The organism is Yoonia sediminilitoris, assembly GCF_003058085.1.
Taxonomy (GTDB): domain Bacteria; phylum Pseudomonadota; class Alphaproteobacteria; order Rhodobacterales; family Rhodobacteraceae; genus Yoonia; species Yoonia sediminilitoris.
This window is the reverse complement of record NZ_QBUD01000006.1, coordinates 106,394-130,213: the sequence shown is the minus strand read 5'-3', so window position 1 is coordinate 130,213 and position 23,820 is coordinate 106,394. Positions and strand designations below refer to the sequence as shown.

22 protein-coding genes are annotated in these 23,820 nt (G+C 55.5%); 12 read left to right on the top strand and 10 right to left on the bottom strand.

Annotated elements, in window-relative coordinates:
* The first annotated feature begins 10 nt into the window (after positions 1-10).
* The 5 genes from mnmC2 (at position 11) to C8N45_RS12985 (ending at position 4,072) form a co-directional block, all read left to right on the top strand.
* Positions 11-691, top strand: coding sequence for a tRNA (5-methylaminomethyl-2-thiouridine)(34)-methyltransferase MnmC2 (mnmC2, locus tag C8N45_RS13005; RefSeq protein ID WP_108386681.1), 681 nt, complete (start codon positions 11-13; stop codon positions 689-691).
* Positions 681-1,544, top strand: a complete 864-nt coding sequence (locus tag C8N45_RS13000; protein ID WP_108386680.1) for a DMT family transporter — start codon at positions 681-683, stop codon at positions 1,542-1,544. The genes mnmC2 and C8N45_RS13000 overlap by 11 nt, the downstream gene beginning before the upstream one ends.
* A 98-nt stretch (positions 1,545-1,642) precedes the next feature.
* Positions 1,643-2,404, top strand: a complete 762-nt coding sequence (locus C8N45_RS12995; protein ID WP_108386679.1) for a LamB/YcsF family protein — start codon at positions 1,643-1,645, stop codon at positions 2,402-2,404.
* A gap of 2 nt (positions 2,405-2,406) precedes the next feature.
* The gene (locus C8N45_RS12990) at positions 2,407-3,093 is read left to right on the top strand and encodes a 5-oxoprolinase subunit B family protein (protein ID WP_108386678.1); all 687 of its coding nucleotides are present in this window, start codon (positions 2,407-2,409) and stop codon (positions 3,091-3,093) included.
* Positions 3,086-4,072: a 5-oxoprolinase subunit C family protein gene (locus tag C8N45_RS12985; RefSeq protein WP_108386677.1), complete on the top strand. Its 987-nt coding sequence runs from the start codon at positions 3,086-3,088 to the stop codon at positions 4,070-4,072. The genes C8N45_RS12990 and C8N45_RS12985 overlap by 8 nt, the downstream gene beginning before the upstream one ends.
* Before the next feature lie 6 nt (positions 4,073-4,078).
* On the opposite strand, the gene C8N45_RS12980 is transcribed toward C8N45_RS12985, so the two are convergent.
* The 4 genes from C8N45_RS12980 to C8N45_RS12965 all read right to left on the bottom strand — a co-directional run bounded on the left by C8N45_RS12980 (position 4,079) and on the right by C8N45_RS12965 (position 7,668).
* A complete protein-coding gene (locus C8N45_RS12980; protein ID WP_108386676.1) occupies positions 4,079-5,467 on the bottom strand; it encodes a TRAP transporter large permease in 1,389 nt (462 codons plus the stop codon).
* 3 nt (positions 5,468-5,470) lie between these two features.
* A complete protein-coding gene (locus C8N45_RS12975) occupies positions 5,471-6,130 on the bottom strand; it encodes a TRAP transporter small permease (protein WP_108386675.1) in 660 nt (219 codons plus the stop codon).
* 51 nt (positions 6,131-6,181) lie between these two features.
* Entirely contained in the window at positions 6,182-7,177 is a 996-nt protein-coding gene (locus C8N45_RS12970; RefSeq protein ID WP_108386674.1) for a DctP family TRAP transporter solute-binding subunit, read from the bottom strand.
* Between the two features lie 167 nt (positions 7,178-7,344).
* On the bottom strand, positions 7,345-7,668 hold the full coding sequence (locus C8N45_RS12965) for a hypothetical protein (RefSeq protein WP_108386673.1): 324 nt from the start codon (positions 7,666-7,668) through the stop codon (positions 7,345-7,347).
* A gap of 506 nt (positions 7,669-8,174) precedes the next feature.
* Between C8N45_RS12965 and C8N45_RS12960 the strand changes: the two genes are divergently transcribed.
* Positions 8,175-8,480: a hypothetical protein gene (locus C8N45_RS12960; RefSeq protein WP_108386672.1), complete on the top strand. Its 306-nt coding sequence runs from the start codon at positions 8,175-8,177 to the stop codon at positions 8,478-8,480.
* A gap of 1,250 nt (positions 8,481-9,730) precedes the next feature.
* Here the strand turns inward: C8N45_RS12960 and C8N45_RS12945 are convergent.
* The 5 genes from C8N45_RS12945 to C8N45_RS12925 form a co-directional block, all read right to left on the bottom strand.
* Positions 9,731-10,543, bottom strand: a complete 813-nt coding sequence (locus C8N45_RS12945; protein WP_168769476.1) for a class I SAM-dependent methyltransferase — start codon at positions 10,541-10,543, stop codon at positions 9,731-9,733.
* Between the two features lie 170 nt (positions 10,544-10,713).
* Positions 10,714-10,935: a hypothetical protein gene (locus tag C8N45_RS23440; RefSeq protein ID WP_181868939.1), complete on the bottom strand. Its 222-nt coding sequence runs from the start codon at positions 10,933-10,935 to the stop codon at positions 10,714-10,716.
* A gap of 181 nt (positions 10,936-11,116) precedes the next feature.
* Positions 11,117-12,370: a capsular biosynthesis protein gene (locus tag C8N45_RS12935; RefSeq protein WP_108386668.1), complete on the bottom strand. Its 1,254-nt coding sequence runs from the start codon at positions 12,368-12,370 to the stop codon at positions 11,117-11,119.
* Positions 12,367-13,809, bottom strand: a complete 1,443-nt coding sequence (locus tag C8N45_RS12930) for a GumC family protein (RefSeq protein WP_108386667.1) — start codon at positions 13,807-13,809, stop codon at positions 12,367-12,369. The genes C8N45_RS12935 and C8N45_RS12930 overlap by 4 nt, the downstream gene beginning before the upstream one ends.
* 109 nt (positions 13,810-13,918) lie before the next feature.
* A complete protein-coding gene (locus C8N45_RS12925) occupies positions 13,919-14,533 on the bottom strand; it encodes a response regulator transcription factor (protein WP_108386774.1) in 615 nt (204 codons plus the stop codon).
* Positions 14,534-14,780: 247 nt separating this feature from the next.
* Here C8N45_RS12925 and C8N45_RS12915 point away from each other — a divergent pair, with 247 nt between their 5' ends.
* The 4 genes from C8N45_RS12915 (at position 14,781) to C8N45_RS12900 (ending at position 20,232) form a co-directional block, all read left to right on the top strand.
* Positions 14,781-16,169 carry a WecB/TagA/CpsF family glycosyltransferase gene (locus C8N45_RS12915; protein WP_108386665.1) on the top strand — a complete coding sequence of 463 codons (1,389 nt, stop codon included), beginning with the start codon at positions 14,781-14,783 and terminating at the stop codon, positions 16,167-16,169.
* A 25-nt stretch (positions 16,170-16,194) separates the two neighbouring features.
* A complete protein-coding gene (locus C8N45_RS12910) occupies positions 16,195-17,082 on the top strand; it encodes a UTP--glucose-1-phosphate uridylyltransferase (RefSeq protein WP_108386773.1) in 888 nt (295 codons plus the stop codon).
* Between the two features lie 105 nt (positions 17,083-17,187).
* Complete coding sequence (locus C8N45_RS12905; RefSeq protein ID WP_108386664.1) at positions 17,188-17,691, top strand: putative pterin-binding protein; 504 nt, start codon at positions 17,188-17,190, stop codon at positions 17,689-17,691.
* A gap of 432 nt (positions 17,692-18,123) precedes the next feature.
* A complete protein-coding gene (locus tag C8N45_RS12900) occupies positions 18,124-20,232 on the top strand; it encodes an ATP-binding protein (RefSeq protein ID WP_245882660.1) in 2,109 nt (702 codons plus the stop codon).
* 3 nt (positions 20,233-20,235) lie between these two features.
* On the opposite strand, the gene C8N45_RS12895 is transcribed toward C8N45_RS12900, so the two are convergent.
* Positions 20,236-21,462 carry a polysaccharide biosynthesis/export family protein gene (locus tag C8N45_RS12895; RefSeq protein ID WP_108386663.1) on the bottom strand — a complete coding sequence of 409 codons (1,227 nt, stop codon included), beginning with the start codon at positions 21,460-21,462 and terminating at the stop codon, positions 20,236-20,238.
* A gap of 193 nt (positions 21,463-21,655) precedes the next feature.
* On the opposite strand from C8N45_RS12895, the gene C8N45_RS12890 reads away from it, so the two are divergent.
* Both C8N45_RS12890 and C8N45_RS12885 read left to right on the top strand, forming a co-directional pair.
* Positions 21,656-22,885: an oligosaccharide flippase family protein gene (locus C8N45_RS12890; RefSeq protein WP_108386771.1), complete on the top strand. Its 1,230-nt coding sequence runs from the start codon at positions 21,656-21,658 to the stop codon at positions 22,883-22,885.
* A 1-nt stretch (position 22,886) separates the two neighbouring features.
* A complete protein-coding gene (locus tag C8N45_RS12885; protein ID WP_108386662.1) occupies positions 22,887-23,807 on the top strand; it encodes a glycosyltransferase family 2 protein in 921 nt (306 codons plus the stop codon).
* Positions 23,808-23,820: the final 13 nt, after the last annotated feature.

Genomic DNA, 23,820 nt, shown 5'->3' with positions numbered 1-23,820 from the left:
GCATGGACGCATGGCAGACCAGACAGCAAAACTCGACTGGCGGGACGGAGTGCCGATTGCAAGGGCCTTCGACGACCCGTACTTCTCGCTCGACGATGGGCTGGCGGAGACGACGCATGTGTTCCTTGGCGGCAATGACCTGCCAGCGCGGTTCACACCCGGTTTTCATGTGGCCGAACTTGGTTTCGGCACAGGGCTGAATTTTCTGGTGACTTGGCAAGCGTGGATCGACGCGGGCCGCCCCGGACCACTGCTGTTTACATCGTTTGAGGCATTCCCGATGGCAGGGCAAGACATGCAAAGCGCGCTTAGCCACTTCCCCACGCTCGCGCCTCTTGCGGCGAAACTGCTGGCAGAGTGGACGCCTGATTCCGGCGCAATCGCTCTGCCTGACGGGCCGGTCTTGCAGGTGATCATCGGGGATGCGCGTGACACGGTACCTGCTTGGGGCAGCAAGGCTGATGCATGGTATCTTGACGGTTTTTCACCTGCAAAAAACCCAAAACTGTGGGAATCTGATCTGCTGTACGAGGTGGGAAAGCACACCAAGCCCGGTGGCACCGCCGCAACCTATAGTGCGGCCGGGCATGTCCGGCAATCATTGTCCGATGCGGGTTTTACAGTCGAGCGCACCAAAGGCTATGGCCGCAAACGCCACATGACCCGCGCATGGATGCCCGATGCAGAATAACACCCGGCTCGGCATCATCCTGATGATCGCCACAACCATTGTCTTTGCGGTGCAGGACGCGATTTCGCGGCATTTATCGCTCAATTATAACGTCATCATGGTGGTGATGATCCGCTATTGGTTCTTCGCAGCCTTCGTGATCAGCATCGCCAAAAGGCAGAGCGGGTCGATCACGGCGGCGGCAGCGACCCAACAGCCGCTATTGCAAATCCTGCGCGGCGCGCTGCTGGCCTTGGAAATCTGTGTCATGGTCAGCGGCTTTGTGCTGCTGGGGCTGGTGGAAAGCCATGCGATCTTTGCCTGCTACCCGTTGCTGATTGCGGCCCTGTCAGGGCCAATCCTTGGTGAAAAGGTCGGATGGCGTCGTTGGGTCGCCATCGGGATCGGCTTTGTTGGCGTGCTGGTGATCCTGCAACCGGGCACGACCGTTTTTGCGCCTGCGGCGGTCATTCCCCTGCTCTCTGCCTTCATGTTTGCGCTTTACGGGCTGCTGACGCGCTATGCGGCGCGCAGGGACAGCGCGACGACATCCTTCTTTTGGACCGGGACAACGGGTGCGGTGATCATGACCGCAATCGGGATCTGGTATTGGGAACCAATGACCGGCCCCGATTGGGGATGGATGATCACGCTGTGCATCACTGGTGCAGCCGGACACTGGTTGCTGATCAAATGCTACGAAGTGGCCGAGGCAAGCGCAGTCCAGCCCTTTGCCTATCTGCAAATGGTCTTTGCCAGCGGCATCGGCATTTTCCTGCTGGGTGAAACGCTGCGGCCGAATGTCGCCATCGGGGCCGCAATTGTTGTTAGCGCAGGGCTCTTCACACTCTGGCGGGCACGGCAACAATCCTGACGCATTATAAGACTTCTTATGGCCAGTTAATCAGTGTAGCCGCTTCCATCCCTGTAAAATGTTTCTATCATGACGTTCGGAAAACACCGGGGGCACTTATGGCGATTGATCTGAATTCCGATCTGGGCGAAGGGTTTGGCCCTTGGCCCATGGGTGATGATGCGGCCATGCTACAGATCGTGACCAGTGCAAATATCGCCTGCGGCGGCCATGCTAGCGACCCGCAGACAATGTATCGGACGCTGGCGCTTGCGGCAGCGCATGGTGTGACTGTGGGCGCGCATCCGGGTTATAATGATCGCGAAGGGTTCGGTCGCCGCGTGATCCCGATGGCCCCCGATGAAATCGGGCGCATGGTGGCGGCGCAAATCGGTGCGCTGATGGGCGTGGCGGCCTTGGTGCCGGTGAAGGTGGCCTATGTGAAACCGCACGGGGCGCTTGCCAACCTCGCCGCCGCTGATACTCAGGTTGCGCAGGCGATTTTCGATGCGATCCGCGCGATTGACCCTGATCTTGCTATTCTTGCGATTTCCGGCACGCAGTTGGAAAAAGTGGCCAAGGCGGGCGGGGCCAAGGTCTATTCGGAAATCTTTGCGGACCGGGGGTACCTGTCGTCTGGACAGTTGGTGCCGCGCAGCCATCCCAAGGCGATGATCCATGACGCAGGTGAGGCCGCGGACAGGCTGTTGGCGTTTCTTGACTGTGGCCTGATGCCTGTCATCGACGGTGATCCGATCAAGCTGGACGCACATTCGATCTGTGTGCATGGCGACGGACCCGCCGCCGTGGCAATGGCCGGTGAAATTCGCCAGCGGCTAAGCGATGCGGGCCGCACGCCGCAACCGTTTATAAAGATCTGATTATGGGATTTCCTGACTTCAAGCCTGTGTCTGACAACGGGTTGCTGGTCGCTTTTGGCGATAGCATGACCCCTCAGGTGCATGATGCGGTCCTGCGCCTTGACCGTGTGCTGGCGCAACATCCGCCCCATGGTCTGGTCGAGGTTGTGCCAGCCTTTGTAAACCTGATGGTCGTGTTTGATCCGCTTGTGACCGATCATGCGGCGATGCAGGCCGCCGTGCAGGCATTGCTGGGCACCGAGGTCGCCGGCTCAACCGAAGGGACATTGCGCGAGGTGCAGGTGTGTTTTGATGCCGACCTTGCCCCTGATCTGGCCACCGTTGCCGACCAGACCGGACTGAGCGAGGAAGCTGTGATCGATGCCCATTTGGCTGGCGAATTGCATGTGGTCATGTATGGGTTTGCACCGGGCTATGCCTATATGACAGGTGTTCCCGAAGCCCTTCATCTGCCGCGCAAACAGGCGCCTGTGCGTGACGTGCCCAAGGGCAGTGTGCTGATTGCTGGCGCGCAATGTCTGGTTTCGACGGTCACGATGCCGACGGGCTGGTGGATTATCGGGCGGTCGCCCACCGAAATACTGCGCGATGATCCTGCAAGGCCATTCTTGTTTGATGTGGGCGATCCGGTGCGTTTTACGCGGATCGATCGCGACAGCTATGAAAAGGCGGTGCGCGCAAATGGCTAAGTTCCGCATAACCTTCGCAGGGCCGCATGTCAGCTTTCAGGATGCAGGCCGTACCGGACATCTGCGCTTTGGCGTGCCCGGCTCTGGCCCGATGGACAGGTTGTCATTTGCTGCCGCCAACACGGCGCTGGGCAATCCTGCCGGGGCCACCACGATTGAGGTATCGATGGGCGGCTTGGTGCTGGAGTGTCTGGAAGGGCCGATCAGTCTTGCGCTCGCGGGCGGTGACTTTGGCGCGCAGCAGGGACTGGCGTGGAGCGTGTTTACCGCGCAGCCGGGTGAAAAGCTGACTATTCGTCCCGGCACGTCCGGCAGTTGGGCTTATCTGGCTTTTGCAGGCGACGTCGATGTGCCGCAATGGCTGGGCCATACGGCAACACATGCCCTGTCCGGGCTGGGCGGTGGCCGCGTGCGGACAGGGGATATGTTCGATGTGCAAAACCCGCGGGTCGAGGACGCACGGATTGGCGATATTGCCCGCCCCGAATTTGACCGGACGGACGGGCCGATGCGTGTCGTTATGGGCCCGCAGGACCAGTTTTTTCAGCAAAGCGCGCTGGATGCGTTTCTGGGCGAGACCTGGGCGCTGACAGATGCTTACGACCGGATGGGTGTGCGGCTTGCCGGGCCAAAGCTGGAATTGAAAGACGCTCTTGGTATCCCGTCAGAGCCGATTTTGCGCGGTTCAGTACAGGTTGCGGGTGATGGCGTGCCTACTGTGTTGCTGGCAGATCATGGCACAACGGGGGGCTATCCGAAAATCGCGGTTGTCGCTGCTGTGGATCAGGACCGGCTGTGTCAGTTGCGAGCGGGGGGCACTCTGCGCTTTGCCGCGATCAGTCCTGAAGAGGCGGTGAAACTGGTGCGTACGCGCGATGCCGTGATGACCGACTACCTGTCAGCCATCGCCATTCCGCGCGGGTCGTTGCAGCAACGGTTGATGCGCGAAAACCTGATCACCGGCTTTATCGAGGATTAATCCCCGTCAGTCGATGATCAGTTCCGGCCCCATGACAGCATTCGGCAAGGTTGTCGAAATCGCGGGAATGTATGTCACCATAATCAGGAAAACGAACAGCACGGCAAGGAAAGGCAGCGACGCCTTGACCACCCGCATCATCGGCATGCCTGCGACACCAGAGGTCACAAACAGGTTCAGCCCCACAGGCGGCGTGATCATCCCGATTTCCATGTTGACCACCATGATGATCCCAAGATGAATGGGGTCGATCCCCAACTCGATCGCGATGGGAAACACCAGCGGCGCAACAATCACCAGCAGGCCGGACGGCTCCATGAATTGGCCGCCGATCAGCAGGATAATGTTCACAATGACGAGGAACATGATCGGCCCAAAGCCCGCATCCAGAAGGATCGCCGTCAGCTTTTGCGGAATCTGTTCATCGGTCAGGACATGCTTGAGGATCAGCGCATTGGCGATCACGAACATCAACGTGATCGTCAGTTTGCCTGCTTCGAACAGGGTGCGCTGCGTGTCCTTGTGGAAAAAGGCGGTGATGATCGATTTGGGGTTTTGATAGAACCGCAGCCGTTCTTCGCCACGGCGCAGGGGGCCCATGTCCTTGTAGATAAAGCAGGCCACAAAGAAGGCATACATAGATGCCACGGCGGCTGCCTCGGTCGGGGTAAAGATTGCCCCGGTGATGCCGGGAATACCGTAGATGCCGACCATGATGATGATGATCAGAAGCAAGCCCCAGAAGGCATCGGCGAAGCTTTCGAAAATCTCGCCAAAGCCCGCAAAGTCACCGGCAGGCATGTTCTTGACCCGCGCCATCACATAGATCGCGACCATGAGCATGAAACCGGCCATCAAGCCGGGGATCACGCCCGCAAGGAACATGCGCCCGACCGACACCTCGACCGCAGCGGCATAGACAACCATGACGATGGAAGGCGGTATCAAAATGCCAAGTGTGCCTGCGTTACAGATCACGCCAGCGGCGAAATCCTTGGTATAGCCAGCCTGCGTCATGGCGGCGATCACGATTGTCCCGATGGCGACCACAGTGGCCGGGCTGGACCCGGACAAGGCGGCGAACATCATGCAGGCAAAGACGCCGGCGATGGCCAGACCGCCGCGCAAATGGCCCACACAGGCGATGGAAAAACGGATGATCCGTTTGGCCACGCCACCGGTCGACATGAAACTGGACGCCAGAATAAAGAAGGGAATGGCAAGAAGGGTAAAGTGACCCTCAAATGCTTCAAACAGGGTTGCGGCAACCGATGCCAGCGATGCATCCGAGAACCACAGCAGGAACAGGATGGATGACAGGCCAAGTGACATCGATATCGGCACGCCGATCAACATAAAGCCGATGACCAGCGTAAAAAGCAGTACGATTTCCATGATTTAGTTCCTGCTCAATGTAGCTGCGGCTTCTTTGACGTCTTCTTCGGCCTCGTGGCTGACGATCACAGTGGTGATTTCGCCGGTCCAGAGCTTCCACATTGCCTGACAGGCGCGCAGGAACATCAGCCCCATCCCAAGCGGCAACACCAGATAGGGGACCAGCCGTGGCATTTTGTCGTAGCTTTCGCCTTCGTTGAAGATGGGTTCAAGAAAGCGCATGAAATCGGGAATCGGGGTCGATGTCGTTTCCAGCCAACCGCGCCCGCGCACGTCTTCCAGACCTGTTGGGAACCAGCGACCGGATGTTGCTTTCATCTCGCCGAAGGGGGCCCAGAAATCCCATGCGCCCTTGAGCATCATGGTGCTGAACAACAGGACAGACGCGCCCGCCATCAGGCCAAGTGTCCGGCGGGCCGCAGGCGAAACCGCGTTGATAATCGCGTCCACACCCAGATGGGCGCTTTTCTTCAACGCATAGGATGCACCCAGAATGACAAGCCAGGCAAACAGGAAAACGGTGACTTCCAGCGCCCATAAGATATTGAAATTGAATACATATCGGGTGACGACATTGGCAAAGGTGATCAATGTCATGATGCCAAGGATTGCGGCGATCAGTGTTTCTTCGATCGTATCTATGAATGAACTGTCGTGATGCATCGCGTCCCCCCCATGGAATGGGCCCCGCGTTTCCGCGAGGCCCGTTTTGCTTTAGTTATTGAACGATTGTGCGGCTGCGATGTTGTCTGCGCCGACGTCGCCTTCGAACTGTGCCCAGACGGGTTTCATGGCTTCGACCCATGCTGCACGCTGGTCCGCATCAAGTGTGCGCACGACGCCGCCAGCTGCAATAATGCTTTGCTTGGCTTCTTCGTTCACGGCTGTGGATTCCGCGTTCCGCAGTGTGGTCACTTCTTCCAGAATGGTCAGGAACTGGTCGCGCACATCGGCGTCCAGACCTTCAAGCCAGTCCACGTTGGTCACGACCAGATAGTCGATGATGCCGTGGTTGGTTTCGGTCACGCCGTCCTGTACTTCGAAAAACTTGCGGCCAAAGATGTTGGACCACGTGTTTTCCTGCCCGTCGACAACACCCTGCTGCAACGCGCCGTAAACTTCGGCAAAGGCCATTTTCTGTGGCGCACCACCGATGGCTTCCATCTGGGCAACCAGCACATCGGAAGGCTGTACGCGGAATTTCAGGCCGTTTGCGTCAGTCGGTGCAACCAGCGGCACATTGGCCGACATCTGCTTCATCCCGTTGTGCCAGAACTGCAAGCCCTGCAAACCACGGCGCTGCATGGAATCCTTCAGGGCCTGCCCGGTCTCGGACGCCTGAAATGCGTCAACGGCGGCAATGTCCTTGAACATGAAGGGCAAATCGAAAAGGCGGAATTGCTTGGTGAAGGGTTCAAACAGGGACAGCGACGGTGCGGCCAACTGGATTTCACCGGCAAGCAGGGCTTCGAGCGCTTTTTCATCTGTGTAGAGTGTCGAGTTGGGGAATACCTCCATACAGGCGGTGCCGTTCATCTCGTCGTTGACGCGCTGTTCTAGCAACGTGGCGGCGATACCTTTGGGGTGTTTGTCCGTGTTCGTGACGTGGCTGAACTTGATCACGATTTCACCGTCGTCACAGGCAGCCGACGCAAGACCGGGTGCCAAGGCGAATGCAGCCACGCAGGCGGCTGTCAAAAATTTATTCATTACTGTCCTCCCAGACAACTTTGTTGATGGCGTACAAGGTGCGGGATTTAACAGCTACTTGTCCAGAGGCAATTACCCCTTTTGACGCGTTTCACACAAAACCCGATACCGGCTTTTCGTGACGCTTTTTTAGGCGTTTCTTGTCCTTTGGCTTGCTGCCAAACGCGTCAAGCGAACCAGTCTTCCGTCAAGGTCAACGCACCATCGACGCGCGACAGGAAGGCGATATCAAGGGCATCAGTGTCGTTGCCGCCGTCTGTGTCTTCGACCTTGCTGCGGGACACGGTCCAGTTTCTGACAAAGCTGCTGTCGATGATAAAGATGTCATCGTTGCTGCCGGGCTGTGGGTCTGGGTCGGGACCGGGCCCAAGGTCGGGGGCCGGTTCGCCCCAACCGATGATTTGCGTCAGGTCAGTGCCGGCCGACCCGCCGGACAGGAATGTCAGTTGCGTGCTCCTGCTACCAAGAAATATAAAAATAAAACAACACACTAACGCTCCAACGGGTGCTTTGCGCGTTTGCACCCAGCGAGCCGGTGCTACAGAGTAAGGGCGAAAAGGGTTGAGAGGGCCGATTGGGGACCTTCGCTGCAGTTGCGAGACCCAGTCGGTTGAACGGGACAAGCGGTCATCTATAAACCACTGGCAAAGCCCTTGCTTAGGAGGAGGCTGCTCTATCCAGCTGAACCACGGGGCCATCTATTTGATTTATTTTACAAATCATGATTTTTGAGTTGAGCAACTTTGCTCAGGATAGAGTATGGGGTGGCAGGAATTGTTAGCGATATGCTGAGTTTGTTGTGCCTTTTGTGTTACGTTTGGTCAACCAGTCCAAATTGCAAAGCATTCATACTAATTTAACCAATTCGTGATCACATCTGACTCCGCGTTACCCTCGTTTGCCTTGAATGCGACACAATGAGCCTACATATACGGTGTACACCATCGAAAGCTGTGTATAGTGTTTCGACAAACGTCGGATGAACATGGCGTTACCAATGGGAGAGAAAGTGATGACTGCACCAACTAAGTTGGACAAGGTTGTGGCTGACGAAATTTTAGCAGTAATTCGGACGAAATTTGACCTTGATGATGCATCAAATATTGAAGTGACTTCAATCGAAGTCGATCAAGATGAACTCAAGATTCGGATCGAACTCTTGATTACAACGACAGAACGCCCTGAAATGTTGGCCAAAAGTTACTTTGGCTTGACAGGAAAAGTGCGCGAGGCTCTGGGTTCTGATTGGTCCGGATTCTTCCCGGTGATTACACCACAAATCAACTCAGGCATGCATGCCTGACGCTAAACTTGCCGACGGGCATCTTGCCGTCGCGAAACGGTTGGCAACGACCAAAAGACCGACGCAATCCGAAATTCGCCGTTCTATCAGTTCAGCATACTATGCTGTGTTTCATGCGTTAGCTAGGACTTGTGCAAACTCTTTGGTCGGAAGAACCCCAAGTCAGCGGCCCAACAAGGCATGGGTGGAAGTTTACCGTGGTCTAAACCATGGAATCTGTAAGAAGGCATGCGAACAAGCAAACACTGTAGAATTTCCAGCTTGCATCCACGAGTTTGCAGATGCGTTTCAACAGTTACAGGAATATCGGCACAAGGCTGACTACGATCCAAATCTTCGGTTTAGCAAGGCCGATGCGGAGACTTGGTACGAAATTGCGCGACTTAGCGTGACCAGCTTGAGAACGGCTAACAACGTCGACAAAAAGGCTTTCTCGGCTTGGGTCCTGATTTCGTCTCAGGGTGCAAGAAACGCACGAAAAGCAAATAACGCGAATTGATCAGGCAATTACTTGCCGACTACAGTCTGAACTTATATTAGTGTCAGGTGCCCATCGCACATCCTCTTAGAACCGAATGCCTCCGATATGTGGAACGCACGAGGTGAACCACGAGTGTCGAACTGTTTTTCGATGTAAGTTAAAGAGGTGAAAATATGGCACATTGTGCTTGGCCTAGGCCAGTGAGCGTGCGCGCTTATCTGCGTTATCGCTTCGGCAAGTGGGAAACTGTTATTTCCCACTGCCGTTCATATCCTTCGAGTTAAGGGAATACAGTCCCGTCGAAGGTGAAATGTACTAAAGCGATGGGCACGACCATACCGACATTCACGTATTCTGCAATTGAACTGAACTCAGTCAATTCTACCCCTCACAAATTCGAGTCTTATTTGCAACAAATCTTATGATGGTCGGAATGACAGCGGCGAACTGAGATTGCGGATGCCGCGCCAGAGCGCCTTCGCTGAACTGGCAGCTCTATGTCTGCTTCTGGGAAGCTGCGCTGCAGCGTCGAGAGCTTGCGTGAACGGCAGGTTTGGGCCGATCCTTACGGCGGTGGCGGTACCTGACAGGCAAAATGCTGCGACCGATCTAACGGCGGCTGAGAGCCCAAATCAACCGAGTTGCAGCAATGACGTGAGCACCACCATCCAGCACAAGTTTTGGACACTATCCCCCCAGCCTGCAGCATGGAGCTCAAAATCAAGGTGGGCGCTTCGCCGTTAACTTGAGGACTCAGCAAGAAAGGTGATCAGTCGACCGCGATCGCAGTGAAGAAATGGACCTCCGCAGGAACTTGGACACCGTCTTCGCCCTGGTGATTACTAAAGCCGACTCGGAGGTTCTCTCGGATTGCGTCCCGGTCGTTCTGAGACAGATCATGATTTGCCAGCATCAACGCTTCAGCAATGTTGAGGTGCATCTCGGCCAGGCCATTTGAGTCTTGTCCCGTCCGCAATAGTAGTGCTTCGCTGTCAACACTCACATCCCAGCCAACAGACGAAAGTGCCTCGACGATGGCCTGTGCATCGGCGAAGCGAAACGGACCTGGCGCTGTCGGGTCGGGTTTTGGAAGTTCACCAACATGTGCCTCTACCGAAGAACGCGGAATACCAAACCATGGGTTTCGTGGCGGAGAGCCCCATGCAGAGAAGACGAACTTGGCTCCGGGCTTCAACGCTTTTCGGATAGTTGCGAATGCTGCCGGAGTATCCGTGAAGAACATCGTGCCAAACAGTGAAATCGCCGCATCAAACGCCCGGTCATGTTCGAGCGTGCCCGCGTCCCCTACAAGGACATCGACCGTTTCAGGGGCTCGATCTCGTGCGCGAGCCGCCAACGGTGGGGCAATATCTACGCCTGTCACTTGGCCGGTCATTCCAACAACCTCAGCCGCAGCCAGAAGGCTGGCACCTGTCCCACATCCGATGTCAAGGACCCTCTGACCAGTCTCAAGTCCTGCACGATGCATCAGGCCATCCAGAACAGTCTGGTGCGCCGCCTCAAGGCCCCTCTCGGACTTTAGCCAGGGTGCAGACATCGCATCCCAATCAATTACCTGCATGCTGTGAACCCCTTTGTGTTTTGAACTTCCGAACAAACTGAGAAGAGCTAAGCACGATAACGGGAGTGCTCCTAGAGATTTTATAAACCTTCCAGACGACATCTAGTGCTCGCATGGTCTGCACCGATGCATCGCGCTGCGAAAGAACGCTTTGTCCCGCACTCTGTGAATTAGCCAGTTGCTTGATTTTGCAGGCGCAGCGAATAGCAGTAATGCATAGCCGCTGTAATGACCGGCAGCGTGACGTCGATTGCGCGATCCGCGAGGTCTGGACGGTGCGCCAGATCAGGAATGCCGTTGAGCAGGCAAGGCTGTGTCGCACTGAACAGCATTTCATCAGAGTCGGTGTGTAGCTTGCGGGTGCCAAAGCGGCTGGCCACCGAAAAAGGCATCGTGTGGATACCGATCTCAAATCGAAGGGCCTTCCCCTTTACATCGGGGGGAAGGAGCGGAGGCCGGATATTGTCTGATGGAAATGCACCGTTTGAAAACGATAGGTTGGTGGTAATCAGAACCCAACCATCCGGATCTATGGTTCATAAACGTGGACGTCAGACACCGGGGTCACGTTAACTAGGGCCCTAACTCCCGCGCGTGAATCCCCAACACCACAAGCCCAGGCCAAAGCAAGTACGCTTCAATCTCGACGTTTTCACCAAATGAAAGCAACGTCAACGTCATCATGATCCCTAGCGGCAAACGCCCTCTTGGCCCTTTGGCCGCATCGATCAGAGCTAGGCAGGTCTGCCAAACGAATGGTACAAGCAACGCCAGAAACCCCACGACACCTTTGACAAACAGCAAGCCCCACCAAGTGTGGTGGCTGCCGATCGGCATATACTCAACCGCATGTGATCCAGGTTGGACACGTGCATGCCCGAACCAGAATGCTTCGTTGATCCAACGTTCCCCTGCAATTCTTTGCAATGTTTCGCGTACACGGGTGCTGTCAGCGCGCGCGCCCTTGAAGGCAGCAACAGCATCGGCCCCGGCACTTACCAGTGTAGGGCCAAGAACCGCCAGCGATGCAGTGAGGCCAGCTACCACCTGCCACATCCATCCCCGCAAAATGAGGGGCATCATGCGCGGCCCTATTGTGCACGCGACAAGACCGACCAAGCCCATGCGAGACTTTGATGCGAGGATCATCAGTGTGCCAGCCGCAATCCCGATTGACTTCCATTTAAGGGACTGTTCTTCGAGGGCGAAGAGGACCATGACCACCCCTAGCAGTGCAGCAAAGGGTGACCATGGTGCATAGAATTGCCAACGTGGCGTCCAGCTTGCCGGGTCGAATGTAAAGAAATAGACGCTGAAATATTCCGGTCCCGGACCCCCGATCGCCTTAAGTGGCGAGGTAAAGATCCTTTCCGGAAGCCCGATGTAAGGCGCGATTATGAGAACTGGTGCCAGAACCAGTGTGCCTAGTCCGATGACACATTGCCCCCTGATCAGAACCTCGCGTCTGATTGGCAAAACGGCGCCCGCAAGCGGAAACAGTGCCATAAGGGCCCATCCCTTCGCCCATCCAATAGAGGATTTAATGGTCTGCTTTAGCCCCATCGCCCAGTCCAAATGTCCGACCCATAATGCAACAAGCATGACGAACATACCGATGAACCACGCCCAGATGACCGGTGGGATCGACCCTGTAGAACGTAAGTCCGGACGCATCGCCGGCCCAAGATAAAGAGATAGCGCTGCCAAACAACCCAACAGCCAGGCCAGCACTGGTCCAACCACATAAAGGGCACCAACGGCATAGAGGGGCCAAGTGTAAACCAACGTGCGGTAGATCAGTCGTTCTGCCGGATTGAGGGCGGTCATCTTGCTGTTGTCGTCTTCTTGATAAGGGTTCCGATGATGGCAGATCTTGTCCAACCAAGGATCAAACCAAATAGCATCATCAAGGTTGCGACCGCGCCTGCTGCAATCGCGAGTTTGCGATTGGGCGAAGATGGATTTTCCGGCAGGGACGGGTTTTCGAGAATCTGAACTAGCGGGTAAGAAGCATAGACGTCAGATTTTGTCGTCTCGGCCCGCGCAATTGCCGTCGCGAATACAGCCTCGGCCACCGAAAAATCCCGCTGCAAATCTTGTAGGCGTGCCGCAGCCGATGACATTTGCGAAAGTCGCGCCGCCTGTTCATCGAGCTGCGCTGCCATGGCCGCCAGCTGTTCTTTCGCACCCGTCCGTTTTGCGTCCATCTCGACCAGATCCGCAAGAAGTGCCGCGCGCACACCGTCTGGAGCAACATCAAGTGCGCCCAACTGCGCTTCGGCCAGACCTGTCAACTGGACCGCACGAGCCGTTACAGCATCTTCTGAATGCGATTTCGCGCGATGCGCATCAATTACCTTGGGATGCTGCGCACCAAACTGCGCCGATACGTCAGAGAGAACCGCTGCATGTTGGGCAACTTGTGCCAGAAGCTCACGATATTGGTCATCGGCAAATAGCTTGAGTGTAATCGCAGCAGTCTTGGCATCGATGCCAAGACTAGTTTCAAGCGTTGTTACCGCACCCTTCATTTCGAGAGTCGCCGCTTGCTGGCGACGCACATCGGATTCTAGCTCGGTTTGTTTCGCGAGCAGAGCATCATATTGCACAACGGAAAGCAGGTTCGTCTCTGATTGGAGCCTTTCTATGTCATCACGGGTTGTCGCGACTGACCGGCGGTAGTCAACAATGGCAGCCAAACCGCTATCTTCGCGGGTTTGTTGTTCGTCAACGCGAAGCGCATCCAGTTCAGCAAAGAAGGCGTCCAGAATTGCATCGCCACGCTTCTGCGCCTCGATCGGCGATGTGCCGGTCATTTCGAAGTGAATAAGACTGGTTTGATCGACAAGATTGACACGTGGTTTGCCCAACTCCGCCCGTGAAATGTTCAATGTTGTTGCTGCGGCGTCCAATATACGGTCTGCATTCAGCAACCTCTTGTAGGTCTCGGTCGGGCTAACCGCGTTGCTGGAAAAAGGCGAGTTTGCAAATGAAGAAGCCTGACCAATGCCATTTAAATTCATCGATGCAGAAGCGCCTGAACCGGGCAGAATGAGCGATGTGTATGATTTGTAGGAAAGCGGAGCGGTCTTCAGATATCCGGTGATCGGGCCCCAGATAGCCGCAGCACCCAGAAAAGCAAACGCGAGGTAGCGCGGCAACCGTCCCAGGTCGCCTATCTTGCCGCCCATGACAATGCGCCGTAGCCACCCATGAGTGAGCTTGGCGGTCGGGGCTGTGAGTGGTGGATGGGTCGCGATTGTCATTTGGCATCTCCTTGCCAAATGTCATTAACGCCTCGGTACCGTTAATGCTTGCGCGCGAAAGGCGCGAACCTGAACGCAAACGGCAACCGCGCCTATTCGAATGGATAGTTCAGAACAACCCGGCTTCACGGGCGATCATTGCGGCCTGCGTTCGGTTGGTCGCATCTACTTTCCTGAAAAGCGTCTTCATGTGCAATTTGACCGTCGGTTCTGTGATGTCGAGATCGCGGGCAATTTCCTTGTTTGACTTGCCTTCGGTTAACCCTTTGAGAACCTCAAGTTCGCGCTGGGACAACTTGTCAGCCAAGGTGTTGTTTGGTGTATCTTCGACTGCGGTCATAAAATCAACGGGGGCGTATTGTTCTCCCATCGCCATGAAGCGCACTGCATTGATCATCGACTTCGCAGCAAGTGTCTTTGGCACGAAGCCTGCGGCGCCTGCCTCAAGTGCTTGCTCGGCGATTTCGCGCTTTGCCTCACCAGAGATCAAAGCGACCCTTTGGCCGCCTTCCATGGCAAGTGTTTCGGACAAGCCATTGAGACCATTCATGCCCGGCATGTTGTAGTCCAGGAGAATGAGATCATAGGGTTCGTCTACCATGATACGCTTGTGCGCCTCGTCCAAGGTGCCGACGGCCTCTGCCTTGATACCGTTTCCGCTTTCAAGAAATAGCACGAGCGTATCCCGCAGCAGGTCATGATCATCCGCAATTAGTACCCGCAACATCTCTTCCTTTTCCAATAGCGTGCCTACAATTTCTTTATGCACTGATTTTTCCGTCCACGTCACCAGCCAATAGGGTGAGGACCACTACCCTAATGGGTATAGGCCTTTCAAATTTGACGCAATCGATCCCCACAAGTGCCATTTCAGCTTCTTCTGACCCGCAGACCTGTCCGGTCGCTTCGTTGAGAAGTTTCAGCGCTTCCCACAGCTTGACGCCAACGCAACCAAGTTTGGGACGACCGAAATGAAACATGCAACTTTTGACCTTCAAGCTGCGCAGCGACCAAAAATTGAATCTGGTATCAGCACAGCCTTTTTGCCAAGCCTTGGCTTGACCCTGGCTGACGCCGACCAGTTGACCGCAGTGTCAGCACTGCTCGCACCTGGCCGCCGCCATGCATTTTTTATGAATGCACATTGCTGCAACATCATGTCGAAAGACCGCCAGTATGCTGATGCCGTGCGCCGTGCCGATATGCTGCTGCCAGACGGCATTGGCGTATCGCTTGCCGGTCATATGACAGGCGACAAGTTGACCGAAAACCTGAACGGGACAGATCTGACACCTGCATTGCTGGCAACGGCAGCCGATCAGGGGAAATCTGTCTACCTCTTTGGCGGAAAGCCCGGCACGGCAGACGCGGCCGCCGCAAAACTTCAGACTATGATCCGCCATCTCAGGATTGCCGGAACATGCGACGGTTTCGAAGGCGCGCGTGACAATGACGCGGTGATTGCGGACATCAACCGCAGCGGCGCGGATATTGTCATCGTTGCGCTTGGCGTTCCAATGCAAGAACTCTGGATCGACCGCCATGCCGATCAATTGAATGCACAATTGTGCTTGGGCGTCGGTGCCGCGCTCGATTTTCTGGCAGGGAATGTCATGCGTGCGCCAAAACTCGTGCGTCGGGCCAAGTTGGAATGGATCTGGCGACTGGCCATGGAACCCAAGCGGATGTGTAAGCGCTATCTGGTAGGCAACATCACTTTTCTTGCGCGTGCTGCATGGTGTGCGATGCGCCAAACGACCGCGCAGCAAATGGCAAACCGCGCAATGGACATTGCCATTGCAACTACAGCGTTGATTGTATTGTCGCCCGTCCTGCTCGGAGCGGCCATGGCGATCAAACTGGACTCCGGTGGTTCGGTGCTTTTCCGGCAAACCCGCGTGGGCAAGGACGGACAAACGTTTCCGATGCTCAAGTTCCGTTCGATGCATGTCGACGCAGAGGCTCGGCTGTCCGCCGTTTTGGGCGACTCCGATCGCGAAGGCGTATGTTTCAAAGCACGGAACGATCCACGGGTTACTTATGTTGGGCGTTTCATCAGGCGCACTTCGATAGATGAGCTGCCACAGATCATCAATGTCTTGCGCGGCGAAATGTCGATTGTCGGGCCGCGGCCAGCACTCCCTCGCGAAGTCGCACTTTACCCCGCACGTGCACTTGGCCGGTTGGCAGTGAAGCCTGGTATCACCGGCATCTGGCAAGTTTCCGGTCGGGCAAATGTCAGCTTTGACAAGATGGTCGAAATGGACCTGATCTATGCGCGCTCAAGAACTATCATGCTTGACCTCATCCTCATTCTTCTAACATTTCGTGCCGTCATTTCCGGCCGTGGTGCTTACTAATAAACTGTTTTTAATGGACAATCCTATGACCCATATCCGCAAAGCTGTCTTCCCTGTTGCCGGTCTTGGCACCCGTTTTCTGCCTGCAACGAAATCTGTCCCCAAAGAGATGCTGCCGCTGGTCGACCGCCCATTGATCCAATACGCTGTGGACGAAGCGCGCCAAGCCGGGATCGAAGAGTTCATATTCGTCACTGCTGCAGGCAAAGGCGCGCTGGAAGACTATTTTGACACGGCCGCTGCACTTGAACAGCGCCTTGCTAAGAACGGCAAGAAGGACGCCTTGGCAACGCTTGAGCAAACGCGGATGCCGGAGGGGACTTTGTCCTTCGTGCGTCAGGATCAACCGCGCGGTTTGGGGCATGCCGTCAAGCTGGCCAGACGCGCGGTAGGGGATGAACCTTTCGCCGTACTATTGCCAGATGATGTTATTCGCGCGCCACGCGGTGCGCTTGCACAAATGGTTGAAGCGCACGCACAAACCGGCGGTCATATGGTTGCGACAATGAATGTGCCGCGCGCCAAAACTTCGTCGTATGGGGTGCTTGATGTCGATAGTGAAAATGGCAAGATCGCAAAGGCGCGGGGGATGGTCGAAAAACCACGCCCGGAAGTGGCACCGTCAACGCTGGCAGTGATTGGGCGCTATATTCTTCAGCCGTCAATTTTTGATCGCTTGGCCGTTCAAGGCCCGGGTGCTGGTGGTGAACTGCAACTCACGGATGCCATCAACGCGGATGTGGCGGATGCGGGCGTTTGTGGTTTTCGCTTTGCGGGGCAGCGGTTTGATTGTGGGTCTGTGCAGGGCTTTGTGCAGGCGACAACGCAATTCGCATTGGACCGCGCCGAACTGTCGGGAGAATACGCAGAGTTTCTGAACGGGCTTCAAGCCGGATTGCAGCAGGCGGCGTGATCTAGGGCCACCTATCCGAATGGATAGGTGGCTACTCTTATACGCCCGTGAATTTCGGCAAGCATCATGTCATTGGTTTCCAGCACTCATATTTGGAGCAATCACATGCTTTCTTATTTTCGCGCTCTTGCGCTTTGGACAACCCTTGCCATCCTCGTCGCGCCGACCGCATCCGCGCAGTCTGCCTCCGTTCCGACTGGTGAGGTGGTGTTGACTATAACCGGAACGGTCGACAAAGATCCCGTGGTTTTCGATCTGGCGATGCTGATGGAACTGGATGCCACGGTCATTGAAACAGCCACCATCTGGACAGAGGGTAAGCAAGTTTTTCAAGGCGTTGCATTAGATGTGCTGATGGACTCAATAGGCGTCACCCAAGGCACGCTGTTGGCCACTGCAATCAACGACTATACCGTTGAAATCCCCGTCTCTGATGCGGTCGCGGGTGGCCCGATCATCGCGTACAAGCTGAACGACGCGACAATGTCGCTGCGCGATAAGGGGCCACTGTGGGTCGTCTACCCATATGACAGCAGTGCGGCCTACCGGTCAGAAGTCATATATTCGCGCAGTATTTGGCAACTCGACCGGATCGAAGTAGTCGAGTAAGCCTCTTGTAATGGCAAATAGGATGAGCGTTTGAAAACGTCCCGAACAAATAGGCGATGGATCCGTCGCGCATATCTTGCGCTGGCGGTTCTTGCCATTTTGATCGGTTTTAGTTTTCTTGCCGTCTCTGTGGTTCAAGACTTGCGCCAGCTCGAATCTGCGCGATCTGATAACGTCCAGTGGACGCTGGCCCAGTCAGAAGTTGAATTTCTGGAATTCTCCCAACAGCTGCATGTAACCGGTGACGGATCGGCTGCAGACCTTGCGATGGTGCGTCAACGATTTGACGTATTCTACAGTAGGATCAACACATTGGAGAACGCGTCGGTCTACCGGTCGTTGCTTGAAAATGAGGCCTATTCACAGGCATTGGCAGCGGTGCGCAGGTTCCTTGATACCACCGTGCAATTCATAGACGCCGACGACCCCGCTTTGAATGCGGCCTTGCCGAGTATCATCGAGAACTCGGATGTGCCCCGTGCTGCAGTGCGCCGTTTGGCAAATTCGTCATTGGATTCCTTTGCCGCTGCCGCTGATCAACGCCGTAGCGACTTTGCGCAGACGCTTGTTAAGCTTGCGGTTGCAGTTATTTTGCTCGTCTTGGCGCTTGGGCTGACCGTGTACTACTTGCGGCGCCTCAACATACAGAAAACGAGACAGCAAAGAGAAACCGCGGAAACCGCCGCGCGGATGGATACTGTTATTCAAACCTCTCTGGATGGGGTCATCGTGGCAAATGAAGACGGCAATATCCTTGCCTTCAATGCCGCCGCTGAGAAGATTTTCGGGCATGCTGCCGAAGACGTCATCGGTAAAGCGCTCGGTCCGCTTATTGTACCGGATCATATGATCGAAGCACATGATGCCGGTATGGCGCGTATGAAGGCCGGCGGAGAGAAACGTGTCGTTGGCAAAGGTCGAGTTCAGCTGGAAGCAAAGCATAGTAGTGGCAGATTGTTCCCCGTCGAATTGGCTATCCAAAGCGCTGAAACAGAAACGGGCAAAATCTTTATCGCCTTCTTGCGCGATATCTCGATACGTGTCGCCGCCGAGAAAGAACTGATCGAAGCGCGTGATCAGGCACTAGCGGCAGATAGGCTGAAGTCCGAGTTTCTTACAATCATGAGCCATGAAATCAGAACGCCGTTGAACGGCTTTTTGGGCAATCTGACGCTGATGCAAGACACAAAGCTGAATTCGCAGCAGATGCGATATATCAGGAATATGGAAACATCCGGTGAACTGCTCCGCAAGCATGTGACGGATGTTCTTGATCTGTCGCGCTATGATGTCGGGTACACCAAAATGCGCGAGATCCCGATGAATTTGGCGTCATTCGTGCAGTCGATTGTCGATAATCAAAGCGGGATGGCGGCAAAGAACAACACAACAATTGAATGGGATTGGTTGGGGCCGCCCAGCAATTGGGTGCTTTGTGATCCTGACGCGCTTCAGCATGTGCTCATGAATTTGGTCGGGAACGCCGTCAAATTTACAAATGAAGGCTGTGTTTCCATTACATTGGAAACCGAAAATATGACCGAAGGCAGCGCTGATTTTATATTTCGCGTGAGTGATACAGGCATTGGAATTGCGGGCGAGCTGAAAACTCGAATCTTTGATGATTTTGTCACTGGCAGTGTAGCCTACGATAGAAACGTTGGTGGTACCGGTTTGGGGTTGGGTATTGTCAGAAGATCAGTGAAGGCCATGGGCGGCGAGATTGACGTCGAAAGCGCGCCACATGTTGGCAGCACTTTCGAAGTACGCCTCAACTTGAAAAAGGCACACCCCGTTGTGCAGAAGCGGGCGAAACCCAAAGCCCCCCAGATGATCGAGAGCCTGCGCATTTTGATTGCCGAAGACAACGAAATCAACTGTGCCGTCGCCCGTGAGATGTTGCTAGCCGAGGGGCATACAACAGCAGAGGTCTACGATGGGGCCGCAGCAGTTTCACGGGTTCAGCATGAAACATTCGATTTGATCCTCATGGATATCAGTATGCCCATTATGGATGGTCGATCCGCAACCCGCAAAATCCGCAATGGCAATAGTCCAAACGCCCAGACGCCAATTCTTGCGCTGACTGCGAATGCCATGGCGTCAGAGCAAGCGGCTTTTCTTGCCGATGGCATGGACGGTGTCTTGGTGAAGCCATTGTCGCGCGCCGCATTGCAAGAAGCGATCCGATCTCTGGTGGCGAAATTGCGTGCGCCTGAAGGTAGTCCGGTGGAGAGCGAACATCAGAACGAAATGCGCGAGGTGCTGGGAGCCGCAGCCTTCGACAAACTAAGGGGCAGCTTCATGGTAGAGGCCGAAAATTTGAATCGCTGGCTACAATTAGACGACCTACAGGACTTGCCGGAAATCGCGGTTCGTTGCCACAAGATCGCTGGAAGTGCAGCTGTTTTTGGGGCAACCCAATATCGCGATGCACTTATCGCGGTCGAGAATGCCGCGGACTCTGGTCAGCCCGATAGTGTCAGGTTAACTATTGGCGCAATCGAATCTGTTTGGCTCACCACCAAAGCAAGCCTTTAGGGTTCACTGACCCAGAAAAGCCGCCGCACCAACGATACCGATCACCCGGCCAATTTCAGTCACGTTTGTGATGGTGCTGTCGTAGCATGCCAAGGCATCGCCCGGCAGCAAATACGGGTCGAAATCGTCGCGATCCGCGCGGCGCAACAAATCCTCGATATCACGTTCAATCACCACCGACACGTCTGTGATCGGGTTGCGCGAAAACAGAACAGACGAACGGTCGGCGCTTGTGCTGCGGGCCCCGCCAACACAATTGCTGTCCACCACGGCTTGGATATAACGCGTGCCATATGGGACTTCGCGTACGCTGCGGCCAATGGCTGAGGATGCATTGTTCGTGGCCGGTTGGGTCAGGTTGGACAAGAACAGGCTGACCCCCGGCGGGCTGATCGGGCTAGGCCGCATCAGGTTTTCTTGAAAACACTGGCGACTGGGCACACGGATTTCGTCACCGGTCAAAAGCATGATGTCGACGACATTACGCCCTTCAAAGACACCACGCATATCAAGTTGAAAAAGCGATGAGCCGCGCCGGACTTCGACCGCGGAAATATCAGCATCCGGTCGCACCCCACCGGCCGCGCGCAAGGCGGCCGACAGATTCCGGGCTTCGCTTGAGGCACCCAGAGCATCTTGTCTGCGGCCATCAACCTGATCACCAGATACGCCACCAATCTCAACCGACCGGGGCTCAAAGACTGCGCCGAACACGCCGACAGTGACAGAGGCAAAGTCAGCAACCCGGACCGATATTCTTGGCCGTTCTGTATAGAACGCATCGTCCAGCAGTTGGCGAGCGATGTCGTCTTCGATCTCGATTGTGGTGCGCCCTTGGGCGCGGATTGGCTGCAAAAACGGAAGCTTGAGCGTACCGTCGCGCGAGATGACGAAACTTCCATTGAACGTCTCGTCAGTTCCCACGCGAATATCGACAAGGTCATTCCGCGTCAGCCGCTCACCCTCTAGCGCAAAGGCCGCGATGCCGCGGCCTTTGCCATCAAAGCCATCAGCATCCAATCCGCCACGCAAAGGCAGGCACTTGCTGGCGTTGATTGCCGCCGACCTCAGGAATGATGCGTCACCGCGTGCAACATCGATATCGCGATATTGCGCCTGATAACCTTCTCCCACTTCGATGCCCTCTAGATTGTCGGGTACATCATAACTGGTGCAGCCAGCCGCGAGGATTGCGGACAAAAGGATGCCAAAGCGAGATCGGTTGGGCATTTCGCCCTCCACTAATGAAATTCTGCCACCTTGTTACGATAACAGCGAACAGCGGTCCATCAGGCAATCAGAAAGCGGGCCTACCCAAACGGATAGCGGTGTTTGCTTTTGCGCCTTCAGCCTCGCCTAACAGGACAGCGACAAGGTGGCAAAGTGCGGTCTAAGGAAGGGCAACCAACGGAAAGCCCACGTCATGACCTGGACCACGAAAACACTTGCACAGAACCTGATCGCTTACGGCGCCTCTGAAGTTGCGGCAAAAGCGTCGCGCTTGCTCGTGGTTATCGCCGTCGCACGCACGTTGGAGTTGGCAGAAATCGGCATGGCCGCTGCCGCATTTGCAGCTGGGGACGTCTTGAAGGCCGTGACAGAAAATGGCGTAGGCCAAAGGATCATCGCAGCCAAGGACAGGGATCTTTCGTCGGTCTGCGCCACAGCGCACCGGATTTTCTGGGCGTGGTGCATTGCCTTGTTCGTCCTGCAAACGGCGATAGGCGCGATCATTTTCGCATGGGGTAGTAGCGCGATGCTATTCGCCCTCATCGTTGTCTTGGCTGCAGAGTACTTGTTCATGCCCGCAGGCTTGGTGCAGGCCGCACTCGCCATGAGAGCAGGCAAGCTGCGCGCGACGGCCGGTATTTCGGGGGCACAGATTGTGGGAGCCAACCTGATGTCTGTTGTCCTTGTCGTGATCTGGCCCAGCGCCATTGCGTTGGTTCTGCCGAAGCTCCTGGCCGCGCCAATTTGGCTAATTGCGATGCGCAGGCTTCACCCTTGGCAACGTGACAGCAACACAAGTTGCGCCCCGCTCATGCCTTTCGTGACGTTTGGCTGGGCCGTTCTCGGTGTTGAAGTCGTCAAAGCGCTGCGCCTGCAGGCAGATAAGATCATCGTCGGCGCGCTGATGGGGGCAGAAGCACTTGGCCTGTATTTTATGGCGTTTAATGCAGGCTTGAGCCTATCAAATGCGTTTTCAACGGCATTCTCGACCGTGCTTTTCCCTCACCTCAGTCAAGCCGGAAACAAGGTCGCAGCATTGCGGCAAAGTATGCTCTTGGGTCTTGCGCTGATCACACCGGTTGTCGTGATGCAATCAGCGCTCGCGCCTTATTATGTCCCGATCCTTTTCGGGTCAGGTTGGGACGATGTCGCCGGTATCGTCGCTGTCCTATGCCTTGTCGCCATTCCAACGACGATGTGGTCTGCCGCCGCTGGTTGGTTGCGGAGCGAAGGGCGACCGCAAGTCGAACTTCTCAACACCGTGGGAATTACACTGGGGCTGTCCCTCAGCACGGTCATTTTGTCACCATATGGATTACAGGCCGTCGCAACTGGCTACGCCATCACCAGCTTCATCTTGATGGCCATTGCTTCGCTTCCTACGATTCTGGCCAACATCGGCCCAACGCAACAAGGGGCCTGATATGCCGAAATTCTCTGTCATCATTCCGTGTTTCAACGCCGCAGACACACTTTCCGAGACCCTTGAGAGTATTCGTCTGCAAACCGTTTCGGATTGGGAGGTGATCTGTGTCGATGACGGATCGACAGATGACACACGTCTGCGCATCCTCGACGCTGCAAAGAACGACGACCGGATCAAACTGGTTGAAAACCCGGGCAAGGGGCCAAGCGCGGCACGTAACTTTGGGGCCGAACTTGTCGCGCAAGGGTCAATCATATCCTTCTGTGATGCTGATGATCTTTGGTCAACGACCAAGCTGGCAGAGGTTGATGCTTTCTTTCAAACCACGCACTGCGATGGAACTTTTGGCCAGATTGCGTTCTTTGACAACAATCCATCAGACGCTCGCGTGTTTTCAACAGTTCCAGACAAGGCGCTTTCGATCAATGATCTGCTTGGTGAAAACCCGGTTTGCACGATGTCGAACCTGAGCATTCGCCGGTCCAGCTTGCAGCGCTATGGTTCCTTCGATGAGGCCGTGGTTCACAACGAAGACCTTGAGTGGCTCATCCGCATCGTCGGACAGGGTGGTGTGATCTTGGGGCGTAAGTCACAGCAAGTCTGGTATCGTGCCAGCCCGACAGGATTGTCGGCAAACCTTAAGGCAATGGAAGCCGGGCGCAGGCTCGCAATTGCAACCGCCAAACGTTTTGGGGCCAAGCCAACGCGTCAAGCCAATGCGATCCACCAGCGTTATCTTGCCCGACGCGCGCTGCGCATGGGTCATGGGAAATTTCTGACACTCAAATTTGCGCTTGCGGGGCTGGCGCAAAGTCCTCGGGGTTTTATGACCCCGCCGCGACGGGGTGCGCTGACTGTATTGGGTGCCTTCGCCAACACGCTGATGCCCCGCCGCGTTGCGCGGGCCCTATTTTCCTAATTTGAAAGAGAAC

Excerpts from the sequence above, each read along its gene's own strand:
- mnmC2 (WP_108386681.1), top strand. The coding sequence starts at position 11 with ATGGCAGACCAGACAGCAAAACTCGACTGGCGGGACGGAGTGCCGATT.
- C8N45_RS13000 (WP_108386680.1), top strand. The coding sequence starts at position 681 with ATGCAGAATAACACCCGGCTCGGCATCATCCTGATGATCGCCACAACC.
- C8N45_RS12995 (WP_108386679.1), top strand. The coding sequence starts at position 1,643 with ATGGCGATTGATCTGAATTCCGATCTGGGCGAAGGGTTTGGCCCTTGG.
- C8N45_RS12990 (WP_108386678.1), top strand. The coding sequence starts at position 2,407 with ATGGGATTTCCTGACTTCAAGCCTGTGTCTGACAACGGGTTGCTGGTC.
- C8N45_RS12985 (WP_108386677.1), top strand. The coding sequence starts at position 3,086 with ATGGCTAAGTTCCGCATAACCTTCGCAGGGCCGCATGTCAGCTTTCAG.
- C8N45_RS12980 (WP_108386676.1), bottom strand. The coding sequence starts at position 5,467 with ATGGAAATCGTACTGCTTTTTACGCTGGTCATCGGCTTTATGTTGATC.
- C8N45_RS12975 (WP_108386675.1), bottom strand. The coding sequence starts at position 6,130 with ATGCATCACGACAGTTCATTCATAGATACGATCGAAGAAACACTGATC.
- C8N45_RS12970 (WP_108386674.1), bottom strand. The coding sequence starts at position 7,177 with ATGAATAAATTTTTGACAGCCGCCTGCGTGGCTGCATTCGCCTTGGCA.
- C8N45_RS12960 (WP_108386672.1), top strand. The coding sequence starts at position 8,175 with ATGGGAGAGAAAGTGATGACTGCACCAACTAAGTTGGACAAGGTTGTG.
- C8N45_RS12945 (WP_168769476.1), bottom strand. The coding sequence starts at position 10,543 with ATGCAGGTAATTGATTGGGATGCGATGTCTGCACCCTGGCTAAAGTCC.
- C8N45_RS23440 (WP_181868939.1), bottom strand. The coding sequence starts at position 10,935 with ATGCCTTTTTCGGTGGCCAGCCGCTTTGGCACCCGCAAGCTACACACC.
- C8N45_RS12935 (WP_108386668.1), bottom strand. The coding sequence starts at position 12,370 with ATGACCGCCCTCAATCCGGCAGAACGACTGATCTACCGCACGTTGGTT.
- C8N45_RS12930 (WP_108386667.1), bottom strand. The coding sequence starts at position 13,809 with ATGACAATCGCGACCCATCCACCACTCACAGCCCCGACCGCCAAGCTC.
- C8N45_RS12915 (WP_108386665.1), top strand. The coding sequence starts at position 14,781 with ATGAAACATGCAACTTTTGACCTTCAAGCTGCGCAGCGACCAAAAATT.
- C8N45_RS12910 (WP_108386773.1), top strand. The coding sequence starts at position 16,195 with ATGACCCATATCCGCAAAGCTGTCTTCCCTGTTGCCGGTCTTGGCACC.
- C8N45_RS12905 (WP_108386664.1), top strand. The coding sequence starts at position 17,188 with ATGCTTTCTTATTTTCGCGCTCTTGCGCTTTGGACAACCCTTGCCATC.
- C8N45_RS12895 (WP_108386663.1), bottom strand. The coding sequence starts at position 21,462 with ATGCCCAACCGATCTCGCTTTGGCATCCTTTTGTCCGCAATCCTCGCG.
- C8N45_RS12890 (WP_108386771.1), top strand. The coding sequence starts at position 21,656 with ATGACCTGGACCACGAAAACACTTGCACAGAACCTGATCGCTTACGGC.
- C8N45_RS12885 (WP_108386662.1), top strand. The coding sequence starts at position 22,887 with ATGCCGAAATTCTCTGTCATCATTCCGTGTTTCAACGCCGCAGACACA.